The following is an 18,823-nucleotide window of genomic DNA, read 5'->3' on the forward strand; positions in this document are numbered from 1 at the left end:
GAGCGCTATGCGTCAGGTAGAAATTAGCGTTACCAGCCAGTATTTGCCGGCCCAGTCGGCGCCAGAGCAACAGCAGTATGTGTTCGCCTATACCATCACCATTCACAACAGCGGTGACGTGCCAGTACAACTGCTCAATCGTGCTTGGCAAATTACTGATGCTAACCACAAAATCACTCGGGTTGCCGGCGATGGCGTGGTCGGTCAACAGCCGTTAATTGCCGCCGGTGAAAGCTACAGCTACACCAGTGGTACCGTGCTAGCAACACCGATTGGGAGCATGCAAGGGCACTACGGCATGGTCGATAACCAAGGCGAGCTGTTTCAGGTTGAGATCCCGTCGTTTCGGCTTGCCATTCCTAACATTTTGCATTGAGTAGCGAGTTATGGCGCTCTATTTGGTCGGCGATATTCAAGGCTGTTATGCCGAGTTAGATGCGCTGCTCGAGAAGGTTTCTTTTAATCCACGTTTTGATCAATTATGGGCAGTGGGCGACTTAGTTGCTCGTGGCCCCAATTCACTGGCGGTCTTACAGCTATTTCAGCAACTTGGCGATGCCGCCAAAACGGTATTGGGTAATCACGATTTACATTTACTGAGCATTTTGACTGGCGTCAAAGCCGCCAAACCCTCGGATCGCTTAGAACCTATCTTAGCGTTGCCCAGCGAGCAGCGTGAGAACATCATTGATTGGTTGTGCCAATGCCCTTTGCTGTTACAGCAGCAGCAGTTAGTGGTCACTCATGCTGGTATTTACCCATGGTGGACAGTCGCTGAAGCGGCTGCCTATGCGCAAGAAGTAACGACCAGTCTGCAAGCCGCTTGGCAAAATCAACAACTAGGCCACTGGTTACATACCATGTACGGTAACCAACCAGCGCAATGGCAACGCGGTTTAGCCGGCGAACAACGTATCCGCTTTATCATCAACGCCTTCACCCGCATGCGCTTTGTTTACGCTGATGGTCGCCTCGACTTTGCTGGCAAAGAGTCACCACACAGCGATAGCCTCAGCCACGGTCTGATTCCTTGGTTTGAATTATGGCAACCCTGTGATCAGCGGCTGGTATTTGGTCATTGGGCAGCTCTGGCCGGAGCCACCCAGCGTGATGATGTGATTGGCTTAGATACTGGCTGCGTGTGGGGTGAGCATTTAACCCTATGGCGGTGGCCGGATGGTCAGCGCTGGCAACAACCAGCGCTGAATGGGGTTAAGCCGTTAAGGTAATGCGAGCAAACTTACGCTTGCCGACTTGATACACCGCGCTGGTACCCGGTGCCACCATCAGCCGCGAATCAGTGACTTTGTCACCATCAATTTTGACCGCTTGTTGTTTGATCATGCGCATAGCTTCTGAAGTTGAATCGACTAAATTAGCTTCTTTCAACAGGTTAGCAATCGCCATACTTTCACCCGCGCTATGCACCGTCACCTCATCAATTTCATCGGGGATGGCGTTCTTGCTGAAGCGCACAATAAAATCCTGCTCGGCGGCGGCGGCTGCGTCCTCATCATGGAAGCGCGCTATCAGTTCTTTCGCCAACAGCACTTTATAGTCGCGCGGGTTGGCGCCGTCGGCCACAGCTTGTTTGAACTGCTCTATTTCCGCGATTGGACGGAAACTCAGTAGCTCGTAATAGCGCCACATCAAGACGTCAGAGATCGACATGACTTTGCCAAACATATCGTTCGGGGCATCGGTAATACCGATGTAATTACCTAACGATTTTGACATTTTCTGCACGCCATCGAGGCCTTCTAGCAGCGGCGTCATAATAACCGTTTGCGGCCGCTGGCCTTCGTCTTTTTGCAGTTCGCGGCCCATCAGCAAGTTAAAGCGCTGATCGGTACCACCTAGCTCAACATCAGCCTTTAATGCCACCGAGTCCCAGCCTTGTACCAGCGGGTATAAAAATTCATGGATAGCTATGGCTTGGCCGCCATTGTAACGCTTTTTGAAATCATCGCGTTCAAGCATGCGTGCCACGGTTTGTCGCGCCGCCAATTTGATCATGCCATCAGCACCCAGTTGACTCATCCACTCAGAATTAAAACGAATGGTGGTCTTAGCTGGGTCAAGGATCTTAAACACTTGCTGCTGATAGGTTTGTGCATTGGCCAGCACATCATCACGGGATAATGGCTTGCGAGTGACGTTTTTACCGGTGGGATCACCAATCATGCCGGTGAAATCACCGATTAAAAATACCACTTGATGACCGAGCTCTTGGAACGTACGCAGCTTGTTGATCAGTACGGTATGGCCAAAATGCAAATCAGGCGCGGTTGGGTCAAAGCCTGCCTTAATGATCAATGGCTTACCAGTGGCTAATTTTTCCTTTAACTCATCTTCAAGTAATATTTCTTCGGTTCCACGTGCTATTTCAGCAAATGCTGCGGCAGCTGATAGCGCCATAACGACATCCTCTATTGACCCTGCTTATCTCGCTCAAGCCCGCATTGTATGCTAATTACAGCGCGGTTTTAAGCGCAAAAATGGGTAAAGCAACTGGAAAAATTGCCGGCTTCGTATTATTCTGCCAACAATTATATAAAAATTGTGCGCTAAATCGGAACGTTATGATGTCAATACCACAGTGGATCACTGCGACTATCGCTGCCCTGCCGCGGCGCCATCGGCTCTTGCTGAGTGGTATCAGTGCGCTATTAGTGGTGCTGTTATTGCTTCCGTCAGAGCCTGCGACAGCGTCAAGACAGAGCGCCAATCTCGATAACCAACAAACTGAACTCGAAATCGGTAAGCGCTATGATCTCAGCCTAGAGCTTGCCCAAGCTGAGGCTACCACCCCACTCGAAGTCAGCGTTAATACTACTGGCAGTGCACCCACCGCAGGCCCAGAGCAACAACTCAACTGGACCAGTCACACGGTCCGTAGTGGTGATAGCTTAGCGCGCATTTTTGACAAAATGGGGTTCACCCCACAGCAACTGTATGTGCTGACCCGCGATGCCCAAGCAGAAAAAATGCTGCGCCGCATTCACCCCGGTGAAACCTTACGTTTTGCCCGCGATGATAACGGTGAATTAGCGCAGCTTACCTACCAACTGAGTGCCACTGAAACACTTGTGGTCAGCAAAGAAGGCGAGCGTTATCGCAGCGATATTGAAACCAAAACCATTGAAAGCCGCCCTAGTTTTGCCTTCGCCAAAATTACCAGTAACTTCTGGAACGCTGGGCTTGAAGCAGGCTTAACGTCACAGCAAATCATGAGCGTCGCCGATATGTTTGGTTGGGATATCGACTTTGCCTTGGATATTCGTGAAGGCGATGAATTCAGTTTGCTGTTCGAGCGCAATTACGTTGATGGTGAGTTTATTGGTTTCGGCAAAGTACTGGCTGCCGAGTTCGTTAACCGTGGCCAAGTGTTTCAGGCCATCCTGCACGACAACGGTCAGTATTACACTGCTGAGGGGCGCGCTATGCGCAAATCGTTCCTGCGCTCGCCGGTGAACTTTACCCATATCACCTCGAACTTCAATCCACGCCGCTTACATCCTGTGACTGGTCAAGTGCGCCCACACAATGGCATCGACTATGGCGCCAAAACCGGTACTCCAGTGATGTCAGCGGGCGATGGCAAAGTAATCGCGAGTGCCTACAATAATTTGAATGGTCATTACGTATTTATTCAACACGGTGAACGGTACGTCACCAAGTATTTACATTTGAGCAAACGCTTGGTGAAAAACGGCCAGCGCGTTAAGCAGGGCGAATTAATTGGACGCGTTGGCGCCACTGGTCGTGTTACCGGCGCTCACTTGCATTACGAATTTCTGGTGGACGGGGTGCATCGTAATCCACGCACCGTTGAACTACCGCAAGCTGAATCACTGGCTGGCACTGAACTACCGCGCTTCCGTGGTATCGCAGAGCAACGTTTGGCGGCGCTCAACACCAACAAGCGCATTTATTTGGCGATGTTGTAATGACCCAGTACTACGTCGGCCTGATGTCTGGTACCAGCATGGACGGCCTTGACGCAGTATTGGTTGATTTCAGTGATACCCAACCGCGTTTCATTGCCCACTATAGCGAAGCCCTCCCTGAGCCGTTAGCCCAACGCTTGCATCAACTCTGCCAGAGTAGCAGCAATGAGCTGCATGTGTTCGCGCAAGCCGATCGCGAATTTGCCCAGTATTGCGCTGTGGTCGTACACCGCTTGCTGCAGCAACAACAGCTAACTGTCGAGCACATTGTTGCTATTGGCAGCCATGGCCAAACTATCCGTCATCAGCCTTACGCTAGCCCGAGTTACACGCTGCAGTTGGGCGACCCAAACACCCTTGCCTGCCTCACCGGTATTGCCGTGGTGGCCGATTTTCGCCGCAAGGATATCGCCCTCGGTGGCCAGGGTGCGCCGCTCGTACCGGCATTTCACCAAGCTATCTTCGCCAATAATCAGCAGCGTCGTATCATTCTGAACCTGGGTGGCATTGCGAATATCACCGTGCTACCGGGTGCACCTGAGGCAGTGATCGGTTTTGATACCGGCCCCGCCAATACCCTGCTCGACCAATGGTTTGGTTACTGTCACCCCGATGCTGGTGAAAGTTTTGATCGTGATGGCGCCTTCGCCGCCAACGGTCAGGTTGATACAGCCTTATTGAAGCAACTGTTACAGGCGGAGTTTTTCCAGCGCCCAGCGCCAAAGAGCACTGGCCGTGATGACTTTAATTTAGCTTGGCTTAAGCAGTATCTTCATGGCGACGAGGCCGCCGCCGATGTACAGGCAACCTTAGTGGAGTTAACCGCCGCCAGTGTGGCGATGGCAATTAATGGCCTTACTGATGGCTCTGAACAGCCCTATGAGCAGGTTTTCGTGTGTGGTGGTGGGGTTTACAACAGTGTGTTAATGGCAGCGTTACAGCGCCATTTACCGCGGCAACAACTGCATTCTACGGCCACTCTTGGGGTGCAACCGCAGCACGTTGAAGCCATGGCTTTCGCGTGGTTGGCCTACTGCTTTATGCAACGAATTCCGGCCAATTTACCCGCCGTAACCGGCGCCAGCAGGCGCGCGGTGTTAGGCGGGCTGTTTTTACCGGATTAGCGCACGCCAAGTTTGGCAAAGGCATCACGAGTAAGGTTCTGGTGCTTTCCGCTAGCACTTGCTACGACACTATCTTCAATCCGCACACCGCCATAAGGCCGTAATTCATCAATCCGCTGCCAATTAAAATCAGTATTGCCAGCGTAAGGCTCCAGCAGTTGGTCAATCACGTACAGACCTGGCTCAATGGTGAACACCTGACCCTCTTCCATGGTGCGGGTTAGCCGCAAGAATGGATGATTTGGGTCACGCTCATGCAGCTCGCCTTGCGGATTTTTCAGGTGTCCGGCTACGTCATGCACTTGCAAGCCAATCAAATGGCCAAGGCCATGAGGGAAGAATGCGCGGGTATAGCCTTGTGCCAGAATACTCTCCACCGAACCATTCATCAGACCAAAATCATGCAATAGCTGGGCGGTATTGTGGTGCTGCGCGACATGTAAGTCGGCATAACTCTGACCAACCTGAATACTGTCAATCAAACCACGTTGCTTGGCATCCATAGCGGCAATCAGCTCAGCAAAAAAGCCGTTGGTTTGAGTGGTGTAGGTACGGGTAATATCGGCACAGTAACCGTGGTAATAGGCGCCAGCATCAATCAAAAACGAGCGTACCGGCTGCGGTGCTTGGTGTTGGTAAATATCATAATGCAAAATTGCGCCATGCTCGTTCAACGCTACGATATTGTTGTACGGCATATCAATTTCGCGCGCATCAATAGCGGCTAAATAGGCTTGCTGAATACCGAGTTCACTGGCACCAGCGAAAAATGCATCGCGTGCCGCTACGTGGGCACGAGTAGCGCGTTCATTGGCGATGCGCAGGTTGTCAATTTCCCACGCAGTTTTTACCGCACGTTGATAATGCAGATAGTCTAATAAGGCTTGCGGGTTGCGCTGCGATACTGGCCAACTGCTCGCTGGCTCCGCGAAATCCTCACCTAATAGCACCGCCTGCTTGAGCTTGTCGCCCAAATGAGCGGCAATTTTTAGCGGGTCATCAATGACCACTAAGTCGACATGTTGTTGCCATTCACCGGCCGCAATCGCCACTTGGGCATGCCAAAAATCGCGTGGTTGGTATAAAAATACCACCGGCTTATGACCGGGCTTATAGTACAGCGCACTCTGCGGGCTATGAGTCAGGGGCAGCCAGTATTTGAATAATGGGTTAACCCGATAAGCGTACGGGTTATCGTCTTGGAAAGCGTATCGTGGTTGGCCGGCGTAAATGATTACCGCGTCATAGCCAGTTGCCGCAAGGGCTTCATCGAAGCGTGCAGAAACAGTGCTGAGATGCTGGGCATAAGAACTCATAAAAAAACCTCGCTGGTCGAATGTAGAGGCATTCTAACCGAAAGCGAGGTCTATCTCATCCGCAATGTTAAATAGTAAAGCTAGAACCGCAGCCGCAGGTTGAGGTGGCATTGGGGTTTTCGACAAAAAAGCGTGCGCCTTGCAAGCCTTCTTCATAGTTCACCGTACCGCCTACCAAGTACTGCAAACTCATGGGATCAACCACTAGCAATACCCCATTACGCTCGATTTGGGTGTCGCCAGCATTCACTTTCTCATCAAAGGTAAAACCGTACTGAAAACCCGAACAGCCACCACCGGTGACGTACACGCGTAATTTCAGCTCTGGATTTTCTTCTTCAGAAATCAGTGTTTTTACTTTGTTGGCGGCCGCTTCAGTAAACTGAATGGGCATAGCTTGCGCTGCTACAGTCATGATGGATGGTTACCTCTAAACAACAGGGCTCTATTTTCGCTTACCTGAGTAAAAGGGTCAAGTATTGTTCTCAGCCTCGGTTGCCGGTGCGTTCAACAACTGCTCCCAAAAAAAGCTACGTGCCAGTGGCTGATTACCGGCACCTTTGATCGTTACCTCAACGTCGATACGTTCGGCAACAAAGCCATCGGGGACCACGAAGGTACCGGCCTGCACAGTAAAGTAACGCATGCTAAATTGCCGATCTTTGGCTTCAATGGCAGCGAGGCTTTGCAGATCGAATTCTTTTGGGGTACCGTCCTGACGACCACGCAGACGAATCGTCACCGTTCCGGAGATCAAATTACGCTGCCTTTCGGTTTGCACCAAAGCCAAGCGAAAATGATAGGTATTAGCTTGCCGACTAGGCTGCAGTTCAAGTGAGTCAATCACCACACCACTGGCTTCGTTCTCCGGTGACATGATTTTCTGATAGAAGGTTAACTCGCGCCGCAAGGCAAAGTTTTCATCTTGGGCGGCGAGTAATTCTTGTTGTAGGCTGGTTGCCGCGGCTCGCTCAATGCCGAGCTCAACTTGGGCAATGTGCTGCTGATAATCAAATTGCTCGGAACGCTCATAGAGCTCAGTGATCTGCTGTTGCAGTTGCGCCACCTTGTCTTGCAGCACCAATACCTGCCAATTACCGCCTAAATAACCGCTTAACCCACCAATCAATAACACCACCACGAGCAGTAGCCACTGCACACTGCGATGTAAACGGACTAAATCGGGTAATTTTCGCTTCTCATTCATGCTCTGAGTTCTTATGATGATGACGCCTTCATGCTACAGGAATCTGCAATGGAAATCTTATGGTATAAAGCCCTGCACCTAATTTTTATGGTCGCTTGGTTTGCTGGTATTTTTTACCTTCCGCGCTTGTTTGTCTACCATGCGCAGACGGAATCGGCCGAAGTCAGCGCGCAATTAAAAGTTATGGAACGCCGCTTACTGTTTTTTGTCACGCCATTCGCGCTGCTGACGCTGATATTCGGCGCCTTATTGATTTACAGCTATGGAGTGGCGTGGTGGCAGGCCAGTGGCTGGATGCATGTCAAGTTAGTGCTGGTTGCGCTGCTCTATGTCTATCACGGTTATTGCTTCAAACTGTTGGCTGATTTTTACCATGATCGTAACCGCCGCAGCCATAAATTTTACCGCATCTTTAACGAGGTTCCGGTGCTAGCGCTGTTCGCTATTATCATCCTTGCTATTTTGAAACCGTTTTAACCAGCAAATAGCCACCAAGCATTCTTTTTGGTGGCTATTTCTGCTAAAGTACCGGTCCAGTGTTTCACTCACTGCAGGGCCAGTCCACGATGAATTTCACCGGTGCAAATATCCTCTCTGTCGAGCAATTTGATCGCGATAGTATCGACTATATTTTCCAAATTGCCGACCGCATGCAGCCCTATGCGCGACGACAAAAGCGCACCACAGTGCTTGATGGTGCGATTCTCGGCAACCTATTTTTTGAACCCTCTACCCGTACTCGGGTGAGCTTTGGTACCGCCTTTAATTTACTTGGCGGAGAAGTGCGTGAAACCACCGGCATGGAAAGTTCGGCACTCAGTAAAGGCGAGTCACTGTACGATACCGCACGGGTTTTAAGCAGCTACAGCGACATCATCGCCATGCGCCACCCAAAATCCGGTTCGGTGGCAGAATTTGCCCAAGGCAGCCGGGTGCCGGTGATAAATGGCGGCGACGGTGCCAATGAGCACCCCACCCAAGCCCTGCTCGACCTATACACCATTAAAAAAGAATTGGCCTATCACGGCACTAGCCTCAATGGCCTGCACATTTGTATGATGGGTGACCTCAAGTTTGGCCGTACCGTGCACTCCCTGTCGCGACTTCTGGCGTTGTATCCGAATGTGCGTTTTACCCTTATCTCACCGCGCGAGCTGGCGATGCCAGAATCGGTGTTGGCGGTGCTTGAAAAAGCTGGTCATCAAGTCACCATCACCGACCAAGTGAGTGAGAGTTCGGATGCCCACATTTTGTACCAAACGCGCATTCAACAAGAGCGTTTTGAAAGTGTCGAAGAGGCTAATCAGTACCGTGGCCGCTTCCGGCTCAATAGCGACATTTATACCAAGCACTTCAAGCCGAATACCGTGATCATGCACCCGTTACCGCGTGATTCGCGCGCTGAAGCCAATGAATTAGACAATGATCTGAACCAAAACCCGAATCTAGCCATATTCCGACAAGCTGATAACGGTGTATTGATCCGCATGGCTTTGTTTGCGTTAACCCTCGGGGTTGCGGAGCAGGTCGAAAACTATGATCGCACCGTCAATTGGTTCAGCGACAAGCCTAACCTGTAATAGGTCAACCGAAAAAAGAGGAACGCGATGTCTCGCTCAGAACAGTTATTTGCCCAAGCCCAACACAGTATTCCTGGTGGGGTAAACTCACCAGTTCGTGCCTTCAATGGGGTGGGTGGTTCACCAATTTTTATGGAGCGCGCCGACGGTGCCTACATGTTCGATGCCGATGGCATTCGTTACATTGATTACATTGGCTCATGGGGGCCAATGATTTTAGGCCATAATCACCCGGCCATTCGCGAGGCGACCATCAAAGCGGTTGAGCGTGGCTTGAGCTTTGGTACGCCAACAGCTATTGAAATCACCATGGCTGAGCGCATCAAGAATATTGTGCCGTCTATCGAAAAAGTCCGCATGGTGAATTCTGGTACCGAGGCGACCATGAGCGCGATTCGTTTAGCGCGTGGTTATACCGGGCGCGACAAAATTTTGAAATTTGAAGGCTGCTACCACGGTCATGCCGACGCCTTGTTAGTGAAAGCCGGCTCTGGCGCACTGACCATGGGCGTACCGAACTCACCGGGTATCCCGGCCGACTTTGCCAAGCACACACTAACAGTTACCTATAACGATTTAGCCTCGGTGGAGCAGATTTTCGCTGAACTGGGAGACCAAATTGCCACCATTATTGTTGAGCCGGTGGCCGGCAATATGAACTGTATTCCGCCCGCACCGGGCTTTCTCGAAGGCCTGCGCGCTATTTGTGACCAGTATGGTAGCGTGCTGATTTTTGATGAAGTAATGACCGGTTTCCGCGTCGCTCGTGGCGGTGCCCAAGAATTCTACGGCGTCACCCCAGACTTGACCTGTTTAGGTAAAGTGATTGGCGGCGGCATGCCAGTGGGTGCTTTTGGTGGTAAACGCGCCATCATGGACTTTATCGCCCCCATTGGTCCGGTCTATCAAGCCGGTACCTTGTCGGGTAACCCAGTGGCCATGGCTGCCGGTTTAGCCGCTTTAGCACAGTTGGATAATCCGGAACTTTATCCGGGCTTGTATGCGCGCGTGGATAAACTGGTTGATGGTCTGCAAGCACTTGCCGATAAAGCTGGGGTGCCCTTTACGACCAACCGCGCTGGCTCCATGTTTGGCCTATTCTTCACTGAAGCCAAACAGGTCACCAGCTTCAAGCAAGCCACTGAATGCAATGTTGAACACTTTAAGACCTTCTTCCACGCCATGTTGCAACAAGGCGTGTATTTAGCACCATCAGCCTTTGAGGCGGGCTTTATGTCATTCGCCCACAGCGATGCCGATATTGAAGCGACGCTTGCTGCGGCCGAAAAAGCCTTCGCGCTGTTAAAGTAAAGGTTATTGCTTTTTGCACTAGTGCAGCGCTGGCTAAAACCAGCGCTGCCACCATGATTTGTCTTCAATTTGACCATCACAACCGAGGTTTTCTGGCAGCCGCTGCGGCCGTGCCGGAAAGCGCAGCGCTTGGTCACAATTCAGTGGCACCCGAGCACCGGTTTGGCGGTGAAATGCGGCCATGCTTAGCCCGCTCGGTAACAACTGGTCAAATGGCTGCACCGACAGCCCGGCAAACACCTCGCTCACTACCGGAAGCGCACCACTGCTGCCGGTCAAGCCAATCGGCTGATTATCATCGCGCCCCAACCATACGGTCACCACATGCTGGCCGTCATAACCGATAAACCAACTATCACGATAATCGTTAGTGGTACCGCTTTTACCAGCTAATTGGTGACCAGCAAAACGCTCACCTAACTTGCGCCCGGTGCCCATAGTGATCACCCCCTGTAAGCCATGGTTCACCAAATAACTGGCCTCGTTACTAAAGACTTGGGTTGGCGTGGTTAATTTACGCTGATACAAGGGTAGCCCTTGGTGGTTGGTGACTGCCGCGACTGTGGCTAAGGGCCGATGCTGCCCGAGTTGCGCCAGCATAGCGTAGACTTCGGTCATCATCAGCGGGGAAACTTCCACCGCGCCCAAGGTTAACGCTGGTACCGCAGCAATGGGAGAGCTTACGCCAGCTTGCTGAAGCTTTTCCACCAAGGTCGGTAGGCCGATATCTAAACCCAAGCGCACCGCCGGAATATTGCGTGATTGCACCAAGGCATCGTACAGCATCAACATGCCGCGATACTCGCTATCATAGTTCTGCGGCTGCCAATCGGGTTGATTTGGGCTGCTAATGCTGACTGGCGAATCATCCAAAAACGACGCTAAATCATAGCCACCGCTGGGTTCTAGCGCGGCGGCGTAAATCATCGGTTTTAGCAATGAACCGATGGGCCGCAGTGCGTCACGTGCACGATTAAAGCCAACCCGCTGGCCATCACGATCGCCTACCACAGCGCAAATACCGGCTTGCTGGTGATCAGCAATCACCACCGCGCCTTGCAGCTGCGTATCTTTGCTGACCAGCGGCAGTTGGCTGGCCAGTGCCTGCTGCGCCAATTGTTGCGCCCATGGGTCCAAATAGGTAAATACCCGCAAACCCTGCTGGCTCCAATTAGCCGGTAGCGTGAGTGCGTTCAATTCTTGCTGCACCAGCTCTAAATAATGCGCTGCCGGTTGTTGCGTCAGTCGGCTACGCTGTTGCTCTACTAGGGGTTGCGCCAGCGCCTGCTGATAGTCACGCTGGCTCAGTAAGTTCTCGGCGACCATCAGTTGTAGCACCCAATCACGGCGCTGCTGCGCACGCTCTGGATAGCGGCGTGGATTGTAGTAGGACGGGCCCTTGATAATGGCCACTAACAGCGCAATCTCTGCCGCTTCAAGTTGCTGTACCTGCTTGGCAAAATAAAATTGGCTGGCCAGCCCAATACCATGAATAGCCGAACCGCCATCTTGGCCAAAATACACTTCGTTAAAATAGGTTTCTAAAATTTCATTTTTACTGAAACGATAATCCAATATCACTGCCATCAGCGCTTCATTAGCCTTGCGCCACAGCGTCTTTTCGCGGGTCAGATAGAGGTTTTTAACCAGTTGCTGGGTGAGTGTGCTGCCGCCTTGTACCGTGCGCATGGCGGCTAAGTTGGCCAACGCAGCACGACCAATAGAGGTCAGTGAGATGCCGCCATGGTGGTAGAAATCGCGATCTTCCACCAGTAATAAAGTTTCCACCAACAGGTCGGGGACTAACTCCAGCCCCACCAATAGGCGGTTTTCTTGATTGCCACCCGCCAAGCGCCCCAGATACGGCGGCTCTAATCGCAGCGCTGTTAGCGGTCGTTGATCGGGCAAACTGATTAAGCGTTGCAGCCGTGACCCTTGAAACTCCAAGCGCAGATGCTGCGCCATCACCGGTCCATCGACAAAATCAAAAGGCCGCCGATACAGCGTGATGGTTGGCCCGCTGACACTATACTGGCCGCTATCAACCACCTGCGCCACGCGCTGATATTGCAACAAGGTCAGTTCACGCTCAACCGCCGCCATGGTAAGCGCCGCGCCCGGCGTGAGTACCAAGGCACGACCATAAACTAAGGCCGGTGCCTCATAGCGACTGCTGCGAAAGCGCTCGGTTAAGGTACTATCTAAATAAATCAAATAACCACCGAGCAGTACCAGTAGCACCAGGCTGACTTTACTACCGGTAATCAACACATAACGCCAACGTGACGGCTTAGGTGGCGTGTTTTTTTTACTCATTCAAGGTGTCTCTTGGTTAAATGACTGGCGCGCGCTTGCAGCGGATCATCGGGCCACGGATGTTTGGGGTAACGGCCGCGCATTTCCTTTTTGACCTGTTGGTACGCATTACTCCAGAAACTAGCTAAATCAGCAGTGCGTTGCAACAATCTGCCGGCTGGCGAGAGTAAATCTATGGTAAGCGTTAGCTGACCATAGCAAATAGTGGGCGATACCGGCTCACCAAAAACTTCTTGCAGCTTCACTGCCACCAGCGGTTGCGCTTGGCTGTAATCAATACTGTGAGTACGCCCGCTGGGAGCTTGCCAATGACTCGGGCATTCACGCTCCAACTGCTGTAGCTGGGCATAGCTGAGCCGCGCTTGCAATGCCGGTAGCGGCGACCATTGGCGTAATTGCTGGGCGCTGGTGATGGTCTGCCAATAGGGCGCAGCCCACTGCTCGAGTTGCTGTAACAGCGCTGCCTCACTAAAGTCTGGCCAAAGCTCTGGCTGTACCGCACTGACTAACCGCACCCGCGCCAGCCATTGCTGCGCTGTCGCCGACCACTGCCATAGCGCCAGCCCATGTTGACGGGTTAAATCCAACCAGGCTTGTAGCCGTAACTCGGCTGAGATCGGCTGCTTACTGGGCCGTTGCGACAGCACAATGGCACCAATACGCTCACGTTCTACCAGTTGCAGGCGCTGCTGCGGGCCGAGCAATTCAACCTGCTGCTCCTGCACCCGCTGCAACGCTGGATGATCAAGGTCGGCCGTGCTAAGCGGAATAGCCAGCCGAATCAGTGCATCAGCCTGTTGTTCCGACAAGCTTAAACCGAGCGCCAGCAACCAGTCACTGCGAGCTTGGGTATCCACATCATGAAAGCGTGCACCGCCGCCATAACTGAGCAAATAGCGGTCACTGCTACCGCGCCGCTGAGCCAGCCGATCGGCAAAGCCCCATAACAAATCAGCCAAGGGTAATTGCTCAAGGTTGAGGTCGCTAGGCTGCGCCCGCAATACCCGCAACCAGTGTTGCCAGCGCTGTTTCACCGCCCCCGGTAAGTGTTGTGGGGGTAACGGAAAGCTACTGGCATGGACAGTGGCTTGCTCTAACTGCGCCAGCAACAGGGCCATGCCAGCACGCACCGGGGCTGGTTGTTGCTTGGCCCATACGGCAATACGTGCTAGCCGCACATCGCCAGCAAACTCAGCCAGTTGCTGGCCTAATTGGGTTAAGCCACCGTGCTCATGACAAATAGCCAGCCCCTGCAATAATTGTTGGGCAGCGGCTAGATGTGCCTGATTGGCCGGGCTATAAAAGTGCAGCGCCTGTGGTTCGCTGCCCCAGCGCTTGCACTCTAATAAAAAGTCGCTCAGATCAGCGGTCTCTATTTCGGCGGCCTGATAATCGCGCAGCCCAGCTTGTTCGGCACTGCCCCATAAGCGAATGCAATGCCCGGCTTGTACCCGCCCTGCGCGGCCGGCCCGTTGTGTCGCCGAAGCCTTGCTAATACGACGGGTCAGCAGCCGACTAATACCATGCTGGGGATAAAACTGCGCCAAGCGTTCGCGGCCGCAATCCACCACCACATCGATAGCAGCAATGGTCAAACTGGTTTCAGCGATATTGGTGGCGAGAATGACGCGCCGCTCACCCTGCTCTGGCGCTTGCAATACGAGCTGCTGCTGCGCTAGCGGTAATTGGCTATATAACTGCAACACCATGACACCTGGGATCTCACCCAACTGCGCCGCTACCTGTTCAATCTCAGCTTGCCCGGGTAAGAACACCAACACCCCGGCTTGCGCTAGCTGCAGCCCCTCATGAATGGCGCTGGGCACTTGGCTTAACCATGGGCTATGTGGGGTTGGTGGTCGGTAGTGAATGGTGACGGGATAGCTGCGACCAGCGGTGCTGAGTACTTTGGTTTGGTGATCGCTTACTGTCACGACGGCATTGAGCCAATCGGCAATAGCCTGGGCAGGCAGCGTTGCCGACATAATCAATAGCGCTAGGTCGGGTCGCAATTGCAGGCTTTCCAACAGCATCGCCAGCCCCAAGTCAGAGGCTAAATTGCGTTCGTGGAATTCATCAAAGATCACCAAGCCAACGCCCTGCAGTTCAGGGTCGCGTTGCAGATACTGGGTGAACATGCCCTCGGTGAGCACCAGTAAGCGGGTGTCGGCACTTTGTTGTTGGTCACCACGAACATGGTAACCGACTTGTTGGCCAACGTGTTCACCCAACTGGCTGGCTAAGAAGCGCGCTATCGATAACGCTGCGATACGCCGCGGTTGCAGTAATAAAATGCGTTGCCCTTGCCATGCCTCGGCGGCTAACAACGCCAAGGGTAATGCCGTGGATTTGCCGGCGCCAGGTGGTGCCTCAAGCACCATCCGTGACCCCGGCAATTGCTCTAACACCGCCGGAATGAGCGCAACAATAGGTAATGGCTCGGCGCTCATGGCAGCGCGCATAACAGCTGTTAACGGCTCAGCAAGTGGGCAGCAATAGTCCGGAACCCTAAGGCTGTCGCACCAGTTGGCCACAGGCTATTGGCATTGGCGTGGTAGGCACCAGCAATATCAAAATGCAACCACTGCGCCCCCTGGTTCGGCGCAAAGCGCAACAAAAAGCCCGCGGCATTACTGGCACCACCGGCACCACCACCTTTCACCGGACGGCTATTGGCGGTATCGGCGAAAGCTGATGGGCAGTTGTCACGATGCCAGTTTTGCAGTGGTAAACGCCACAGAGGTTCGTGCTGGGTGCTAGCCAATTGCAAGGCTGCGGCAGCCAGCTCATCGTTAACACTAAATAACGCGTTGTATTCAGTACCTACTGCGGTTTGTGCGGCGCCGGTTAAGGTCGCAGCATCAATGACTAGCTCAGCACCAACTTCACCGGCGTAAAGCAGACCATCGGCCAACACTAAACGGCCTTCGGCATCGGTGTTGACGATTTCAACCGTGGTGCCGTTCTTGTAGGTCAGCACATCGCCAAGCTTAAAGGCATGACCGTCGATGAGGTTTTCTGCACAACACAGAACCAACTGCACACGCTTGTTCAAGCCCTGAGTAATAGCATGCGCTAACGCACCAGCAACCGTAGCCGCACCGCCCATGTCACACTTCATGTAGTACATGCCTTCGTTGGCTTTAATGCTGTAGCCACCGCTATCAAAGGTGATACCTTTACCTACCAGTGCGGCAGTCACCGGCGCATTGGCATTACCGGTGGGGTTGTAATCGACGATCAGCATCAGCGGCGGGCGCTTGGAGGCGCGGCCGACAGCATGAATTCCCACCCAACCATGCTTGAGCAAGTCATCGCCTTTGATCACAGTGCTGGTGACATGCTGCGGCGCCAGGCTAGTTAACTTGCTAATCACTCGTTCTGCCAACGATTCAGGATAAATATCCGCTGGGCCTAAGTTGACCAACTCACGCACCCAAGCTGCGGTATCACGCAATTGATCCAGCTCACTGGCATCGCTCGCCCAGCTAATATGATTACGGCTGCGGGTATCGGTAAAGCCTTTGCTAAACGCCCACTGGCGTTCGCGGTTCCAGCCATCGCCACTGAGTTGGACCTGCTTCACCCCAGCGTTATCGAGCTGACGGCCGGCTTTCTGAATCTTACGCAAGCTATCGGCTTCGTTCGCAGCTAAGGTAATGCTGGCTCCTTGCTCGGTAAATACGGCGGCCGCCGAAGCCTTCCAAGCGCTATCAGCACGCTTTTCAGTACTCAAAAATACAGATAATGCGGTAGACATAATGCACAGCTCCCAGTATGTTTGCGGGTTATCAATGATTCATCGTATGCAACTTCAATGAGGCTTACAATGCGTTTTAGCAAGCCCCTCACCGCAGCTATTTTACACCAACGCTATAAACGTTTCTTGGCTGATGTAGAACTAATTACGCCGCCACAACAGCTCACCGCACATTGCCCCAACACCGGTGCTATGACCGGTTGCGCTGAACCCGGTATGCGGGTGTGGCTCAGTCACAGTGATAACCCAAAACGTAAATATGCGTATACCTGGGAGTTAGCCGAGAGCGCCAGCGGCGCCATGATTTGCGTCAATACCCAACGTGCCAACACTGTTGCCGGTGAGGCGCTGACAGCTGGGGTCATTCCGGCTTTAGCCCGACTGCAACAGCTGCAGGCGGAGGTCAATTATGGCTCGGATAAGCGCCGCATTGACTGGACTGGTATCGACAGTCAGCAGCGCCAAGTATTTATTGAGGTGAAAAGTGTCACCTTGGCCGATGCCGAGCAACCACAGCAAGGGTGGTTTCCAGATACCGTCAGTAAGCGTGCCAGTGATCATCTGCGCAGCTTGATTGAGATGCGCAGCCAAGGGCATCGAGCGGTAGTGCTGTATGTGGTGCTGCACAGCGCCATTAACCAAGTGGCCGCAGCGGCGCATATTGATCGGAACTATGCGAGCTGGGTGAACCAAGCAGCGGCGGCTGGCGTAGAATTCTACGCCTTAAAATGTGCAATCAGTGCCACCGAGATACAAGCACTTACAGTTTTACCGGTGCATTTGGCGAAATAAAATTGCCACCCTAATTGGATTCTGGTATATGTACCGACCTTTTTAATAAGCGTACTTTTTAACCTTAATGCAATACGTGCTAAACGTATTCACCGAATGTCTCATAGAGGAGATCCAAAATGCCGCAAGGAACCGTGAAGAAGACCCATGGTATTCTGGCACAAGCGGGCTTGGAGCCATACCAGCCAAAAGCTGGCGAAGAGTACATGAACGCTGCCCAACGTGACCATTTCCGCAAGATTCTGGAAACTTGGCGTGCGCAATTGCGCGAAGAAGTAGACCGCACCGTTCACCACATGAAAGACGAAGCGGCAAACTTTCCTGATCCGGTTGATCGTGCTGCGCAAGAAGAAGAATTCAGCTTAGAACTGCGTACGCGTGACCGTGAACGGAAACTGATCAAGAAAATCGAAAAAACCTTAGTGAAAATTGAAGCCGATGATTTTGGTTTCTGTGATTCATGTGGTATCGAAATCGGCATTCGTCGCTTAGAAGCGCGTCCAACTGCCGATCTTTGTGTGGATTGCAAAACCCTTGCCGAAATCAAAGAGAAGCAAATGACTGGCGCCTAACATGGTCGCTGCATTGCCGTATCGTGGTCGTTTTGCCCCGACGCCGTCGGGGCCTCTCCATCTGGGCTCATTAGTAGCCGCGCTCGCTAGTTATTTAGATGCCCGTGTACATCAGGGCGATTGGCTGGTGCGTATTGAAGATATTGATGAGCCACGCAGTGTGCCCGGCGCTGCTGAAATTATCCTTGAACAACTGCATGATCATGGTCTGCATTGGCACCCTGAGGTACTGTGGCAAAGCCAGCGTAAGCCGCGTTATCAGCAGGTTTTAAACGAACTGCAACAGGCTGGGCTGACCTATGCCTGTGATTGCACCCGCCAGCAAATTAAAGCCCGTGGTCAGCATTATGACGGCCACTGCCGCAACCGTCAGCTTGCTACTGCAACACATGCCATACGCTTTCGTAATGACGGTTCAATTGGCGCCTTTACCGACCGTCTATTGGGCCACACCATAGTGAACACAGAAGCTGCCGGTGAGGATTTTGTGCTGTTTCGCCGCGACGGTTGGTTTACCTACCAACTGGCCGTGGTAGTCGACGACATCGACCAGCAGATCACTGATATTGTGCGCGGTGCCGACCTAATTGACGCTACCCCTTGGCAACTGTTGTTGTGGCGCCAACTGAGCCAGCGTCAACCGCGCTTTGCCCATGTGCCACTGGTCACCGATGCCCACGGCCGTAAACTCAGTAAGCAGAATCATGCCCAGCCGCTCAGTGCATTGCAGGTGGTGGGGCAATTAAAACAAGCCTGCCAATATCTGCAACTGCCGTTACAAGGCGCTAATAGTCGCGACGACATCCTGCAACAAGCGACACGGCAATGGCAACGCCGTTGGCTTCCATGACGGCGCACATACGAGTACAATAGCGGCTGTTTTTTTGAGCTTTTG

Annotated in this window: 17 protein-coding genes; 10 read left to right on the forward strand and 7 right to left on the reverse strand. The window is 52.7% G+C overall.

Going from position 1 to position 18,823, the window contains the following annotated elements; genetic code table 11:
* The first annotated feature begins 7 nt into the window (after positions 1 to 7).
* Entirely contained in the window at positions 8 to 376 is a 369-nt protein-coding gene (gene apaG / locus EFO84_RS02765) for a Co2+/Mg2+ efflux protein ApaG (RefSeq protein WP_205701925.1), read from the forward strand.
* Between the two features lie 10 nt (positions 377 to 386).
* Positions 387 to 1,229: a symmetrical bis(5'-nucleosyl)-tetraphosphatase gene (locus EFO84_RS02770; RefSeq protein WP_127346542.1), complete on the forward strand. Its 843-nt coding sequence runs from the start codon at positions 387 to 389 to the stop codon at positions 1,227 to 1,229.
* On the opposite strand, the gene tyrS is transcribed toward EFO84_RS02770, so the two are convergent.
* Complete coding sequence (gene tyrS, locus EFO84_RS02775; RefSeq protein ID WP_127346543.1) at positions 1,213 to 2,418, reverse strand: tyrosine--tRNA ligase; 1,206 nt, start codon at positions 2,416 to 2,418, stop codon at positions 1,213 to 1,215. The genes EFO84_RS02770 and tyrS overlap by 17 nt on opposite strands.
* 185 nt (positions 2,419 to 2,603) lie before the next feature.
* Here tyrS and EFO84_RS02780 point away from each other — a divergent pair, with 185 nt between their 5' ends.
* A complete protein-coding gene (locus EFO84_RS02780) occupies positions 2,604 to 3,950 on the forward strand; it encodes a peptidoglycan DD-metalloendopeptidase family protein (protein ID WP_431355313.1) in 1,347 nt (448 codons plus the stop codon).
* Positions 3,950 to 5,074, forward strand: coding sequence for an anhydro-N-acetylmuramic acid kinase (locus tag EFO84_RS02785; protein WP_127346545.1), 1,125 nt, complete (start codon positions 3,950 to 3,952; stop codon positions 5,072 to 5,074). Before EFO84_RS02780 ends, EFO84_RS02785 begins: the two co-directional genes overlap by 1 nt.
* Here the strand turns inward: EFO84_RS02785 and pepQ are convergent.
* From pepQ to EFO84_RS02800, 3 genes are all read right to left on the reverse strand, one after another.
* Positions 5,071 to 6,390 (reverse strand): Xaa-Pro dipeptidase, encoded by a 1,320-nt coding sequence (gene pepQ / locus EFO84_RS02790; protein ID WP_127346546.1) that lies wholly within the window; start codon positions 6,388 to 6,390, stop codon positions 5,071 to 5,073. The genes EFO84_RS02785 and pepQ overlap by 4 nt on opposite strands.
* Positions 6,391 to 6,457: 67 nt before the next feature.
* Positions 6,458 to 6,805 (reverse strand): iron-sulfur cluster insertion protein ErpA, encoded by a 348-nt coding sequence (gene erpA, locus EFO84_RS02795; protein WP_127346547.1) that lies wholly within the window; start codon positions 6,803 to 6,805, stop codon positions 6,458 to 6,460.
* A 57-nt stretch (positions 6,806 to 6,862) separates the two neighbouring features.
* On the reverse strand, positions 6,863 to 7,597 hold the full coding sequence (locus EFO84_RS02800) for a DUF6776 family protein (protein WP_127346548.1): 735 nt from the start codon (positions 7,595 to 7,597) through the stop codon (positions 6,863 to 6,865).
* Between the two features lie 48 nt (positions 7,598 to 7,645).
* On the opposite strand from EFO84_RS02800, the gene hemJ reads away from it, so the two are divergent.
* The 3 genes from hemJ (at position 7,646) to hemL (ending at position 10,488) form a co-directional block, all read left to right on the forward strand.
* Positions 7,646 to 8,074 (forward strand): protoporphyrinogen oxidase HemJ, encoded by a 429-nt coding sequence (gene hemJ, locus EFO84_RS02805; protein ID WP_127346549.1) that lies wholly within the window; start codon positions 7,646 to 7,648, stop codon positions 8,072 to 8,074.
* A gap of 89 nt (positions 8,075 to 8,163) precedes the next feature.
* Positions 8,164 to 9,177, forward strand: coding sequence for an aspartate carbamoyltransferase (locus EFO84_RS02810; RefSeq protein WP_127346550.1), 1,014 nt, complete (start codon positions 8,164 to 8,166; stop codon positions 9,175 to 9,177).
* Positions 9,178 to 9,204: 27 nt separating this feature from the next.
* Complete coding sequence (hemL, locus tag EFO84_RS02815; RefSeq protein WP_127346551.1) at positions 9,205 to 10,488, forward strand: glutamate-1-semialdehyde 2,1-aminomutase; 1,284 nt, start codon at positions 9,205 to 9,207, stop codon at positions 10,486 to 10,488.
* A 33-nt stretch (positions 10,489 to 10,521) separates the two neighbouring features.
* Here the strand turns inward: hemL and mrcB are convergent, their stop codons facing one another.
* Genes mrcB through pepB form a run of 3 tightly spaced genes read right to left on the reverse strand, consistent with a single transcriptional unit; the run spans position 10,522 to position 16,564 of the window.
* On the reverse strand, positions 10,522 to 12,804 hold the full coding sequence (gene mrcB / locus EFO84_RS02820; protein ID WP_127346552.1) for a penicillin-binding protein 1B: 2,283 nt from the start codon (positions 12,802 to 12,804) through the stop codon (positions 10,522 to 10,524).
* On the reverse strand, positions 12,801 to 15,266 hold the full coding sequence (gene hrpB / locus EFO84_RS02825; protein ID WP_127346553.1) for an ATP-dependent helicase HrpB: 2,466 nt from the start codon (positions 15,264 to 15,266) through the stop codon (positions 12,801 to 12,803). The genes mrcB and hrpB overlap by 4 nt, the downstream gene beginning before the upstream one ends.
* 8 nt (positions 15,267 to 15,274) lie before the next feature.
* Complete coding sequence (gene pepB / locus EFO84_RS02830; protein ID WP_127346554.1) at positions 15,275 to 16,564, reverse strand: aminopeptidase PepB; 1,290 nt, start codon at positions 16,562 to 16,564, stop codon at positions 15,275 to 15,277.
* 69 nt (positions 16,565 to 16,633) lie between these two features.
* Here pepB and sfsA point away from each other — a divergent pair, with 69 nt between their 5' ends.
* The 3 genes from sfsA to gluQRS all read left to right on the forward strand — a co-directional run bounded on the left by sfsA (position 16,634) and on the right by gluQRS (position 18,778).
* Complete coding sequence (gene sfsA / locus EFO84_RS02835) at positions 16,634 to 17,356, forward strand: DNA/RNA nuclease SfsA (protein WP_127346555.1); 723 nt, start codon at positions 16,634 to 16,636, stop codon at positions 17,354 to 17,356.
* 119 nt (positions 17,357 to 17,475) lie between these two features.
* On the forward strand, positions 17,476 to 17,928 hold the full coding sequence (gene dksA / locus EFO84_RS02840; RefSeq protein WP_127346556.1) for an RNA polymerase-binding protein DksA: 453 nt from the start codon (positions 17,476 to 17,478) through the stop codon (positions 17,926 to 17,928).
* A gap of 1 nt (position 17,929) precedes the next feature.
* Positions 17,930 to 18,778, forward strand: a complete 849-nt coding sequence (gene gluQRS / locus EFO84_RS02845) for a tRNA glutamyl-Q(34) synthetase GluQRS (RefSeq protein WP_127346557.1) — start codon at positions 17,930 to 17,932, stop codon at positions 18,776 to 18,778.
* Positions 18,779 to 18,823 lie beyond the last annotated feature (45 nt).

Origin of the sequence: Pseudidiomarina mangrovi (genome assembly GCF_003999375.1) — a bacterium.
GTDB lineage: Bacteria > Pseudomonadota > Gammaproteobacteria > Enterobacterales > Alteromonadaceae > Pseudidiomarina > Pseudidiomarina mangrovi.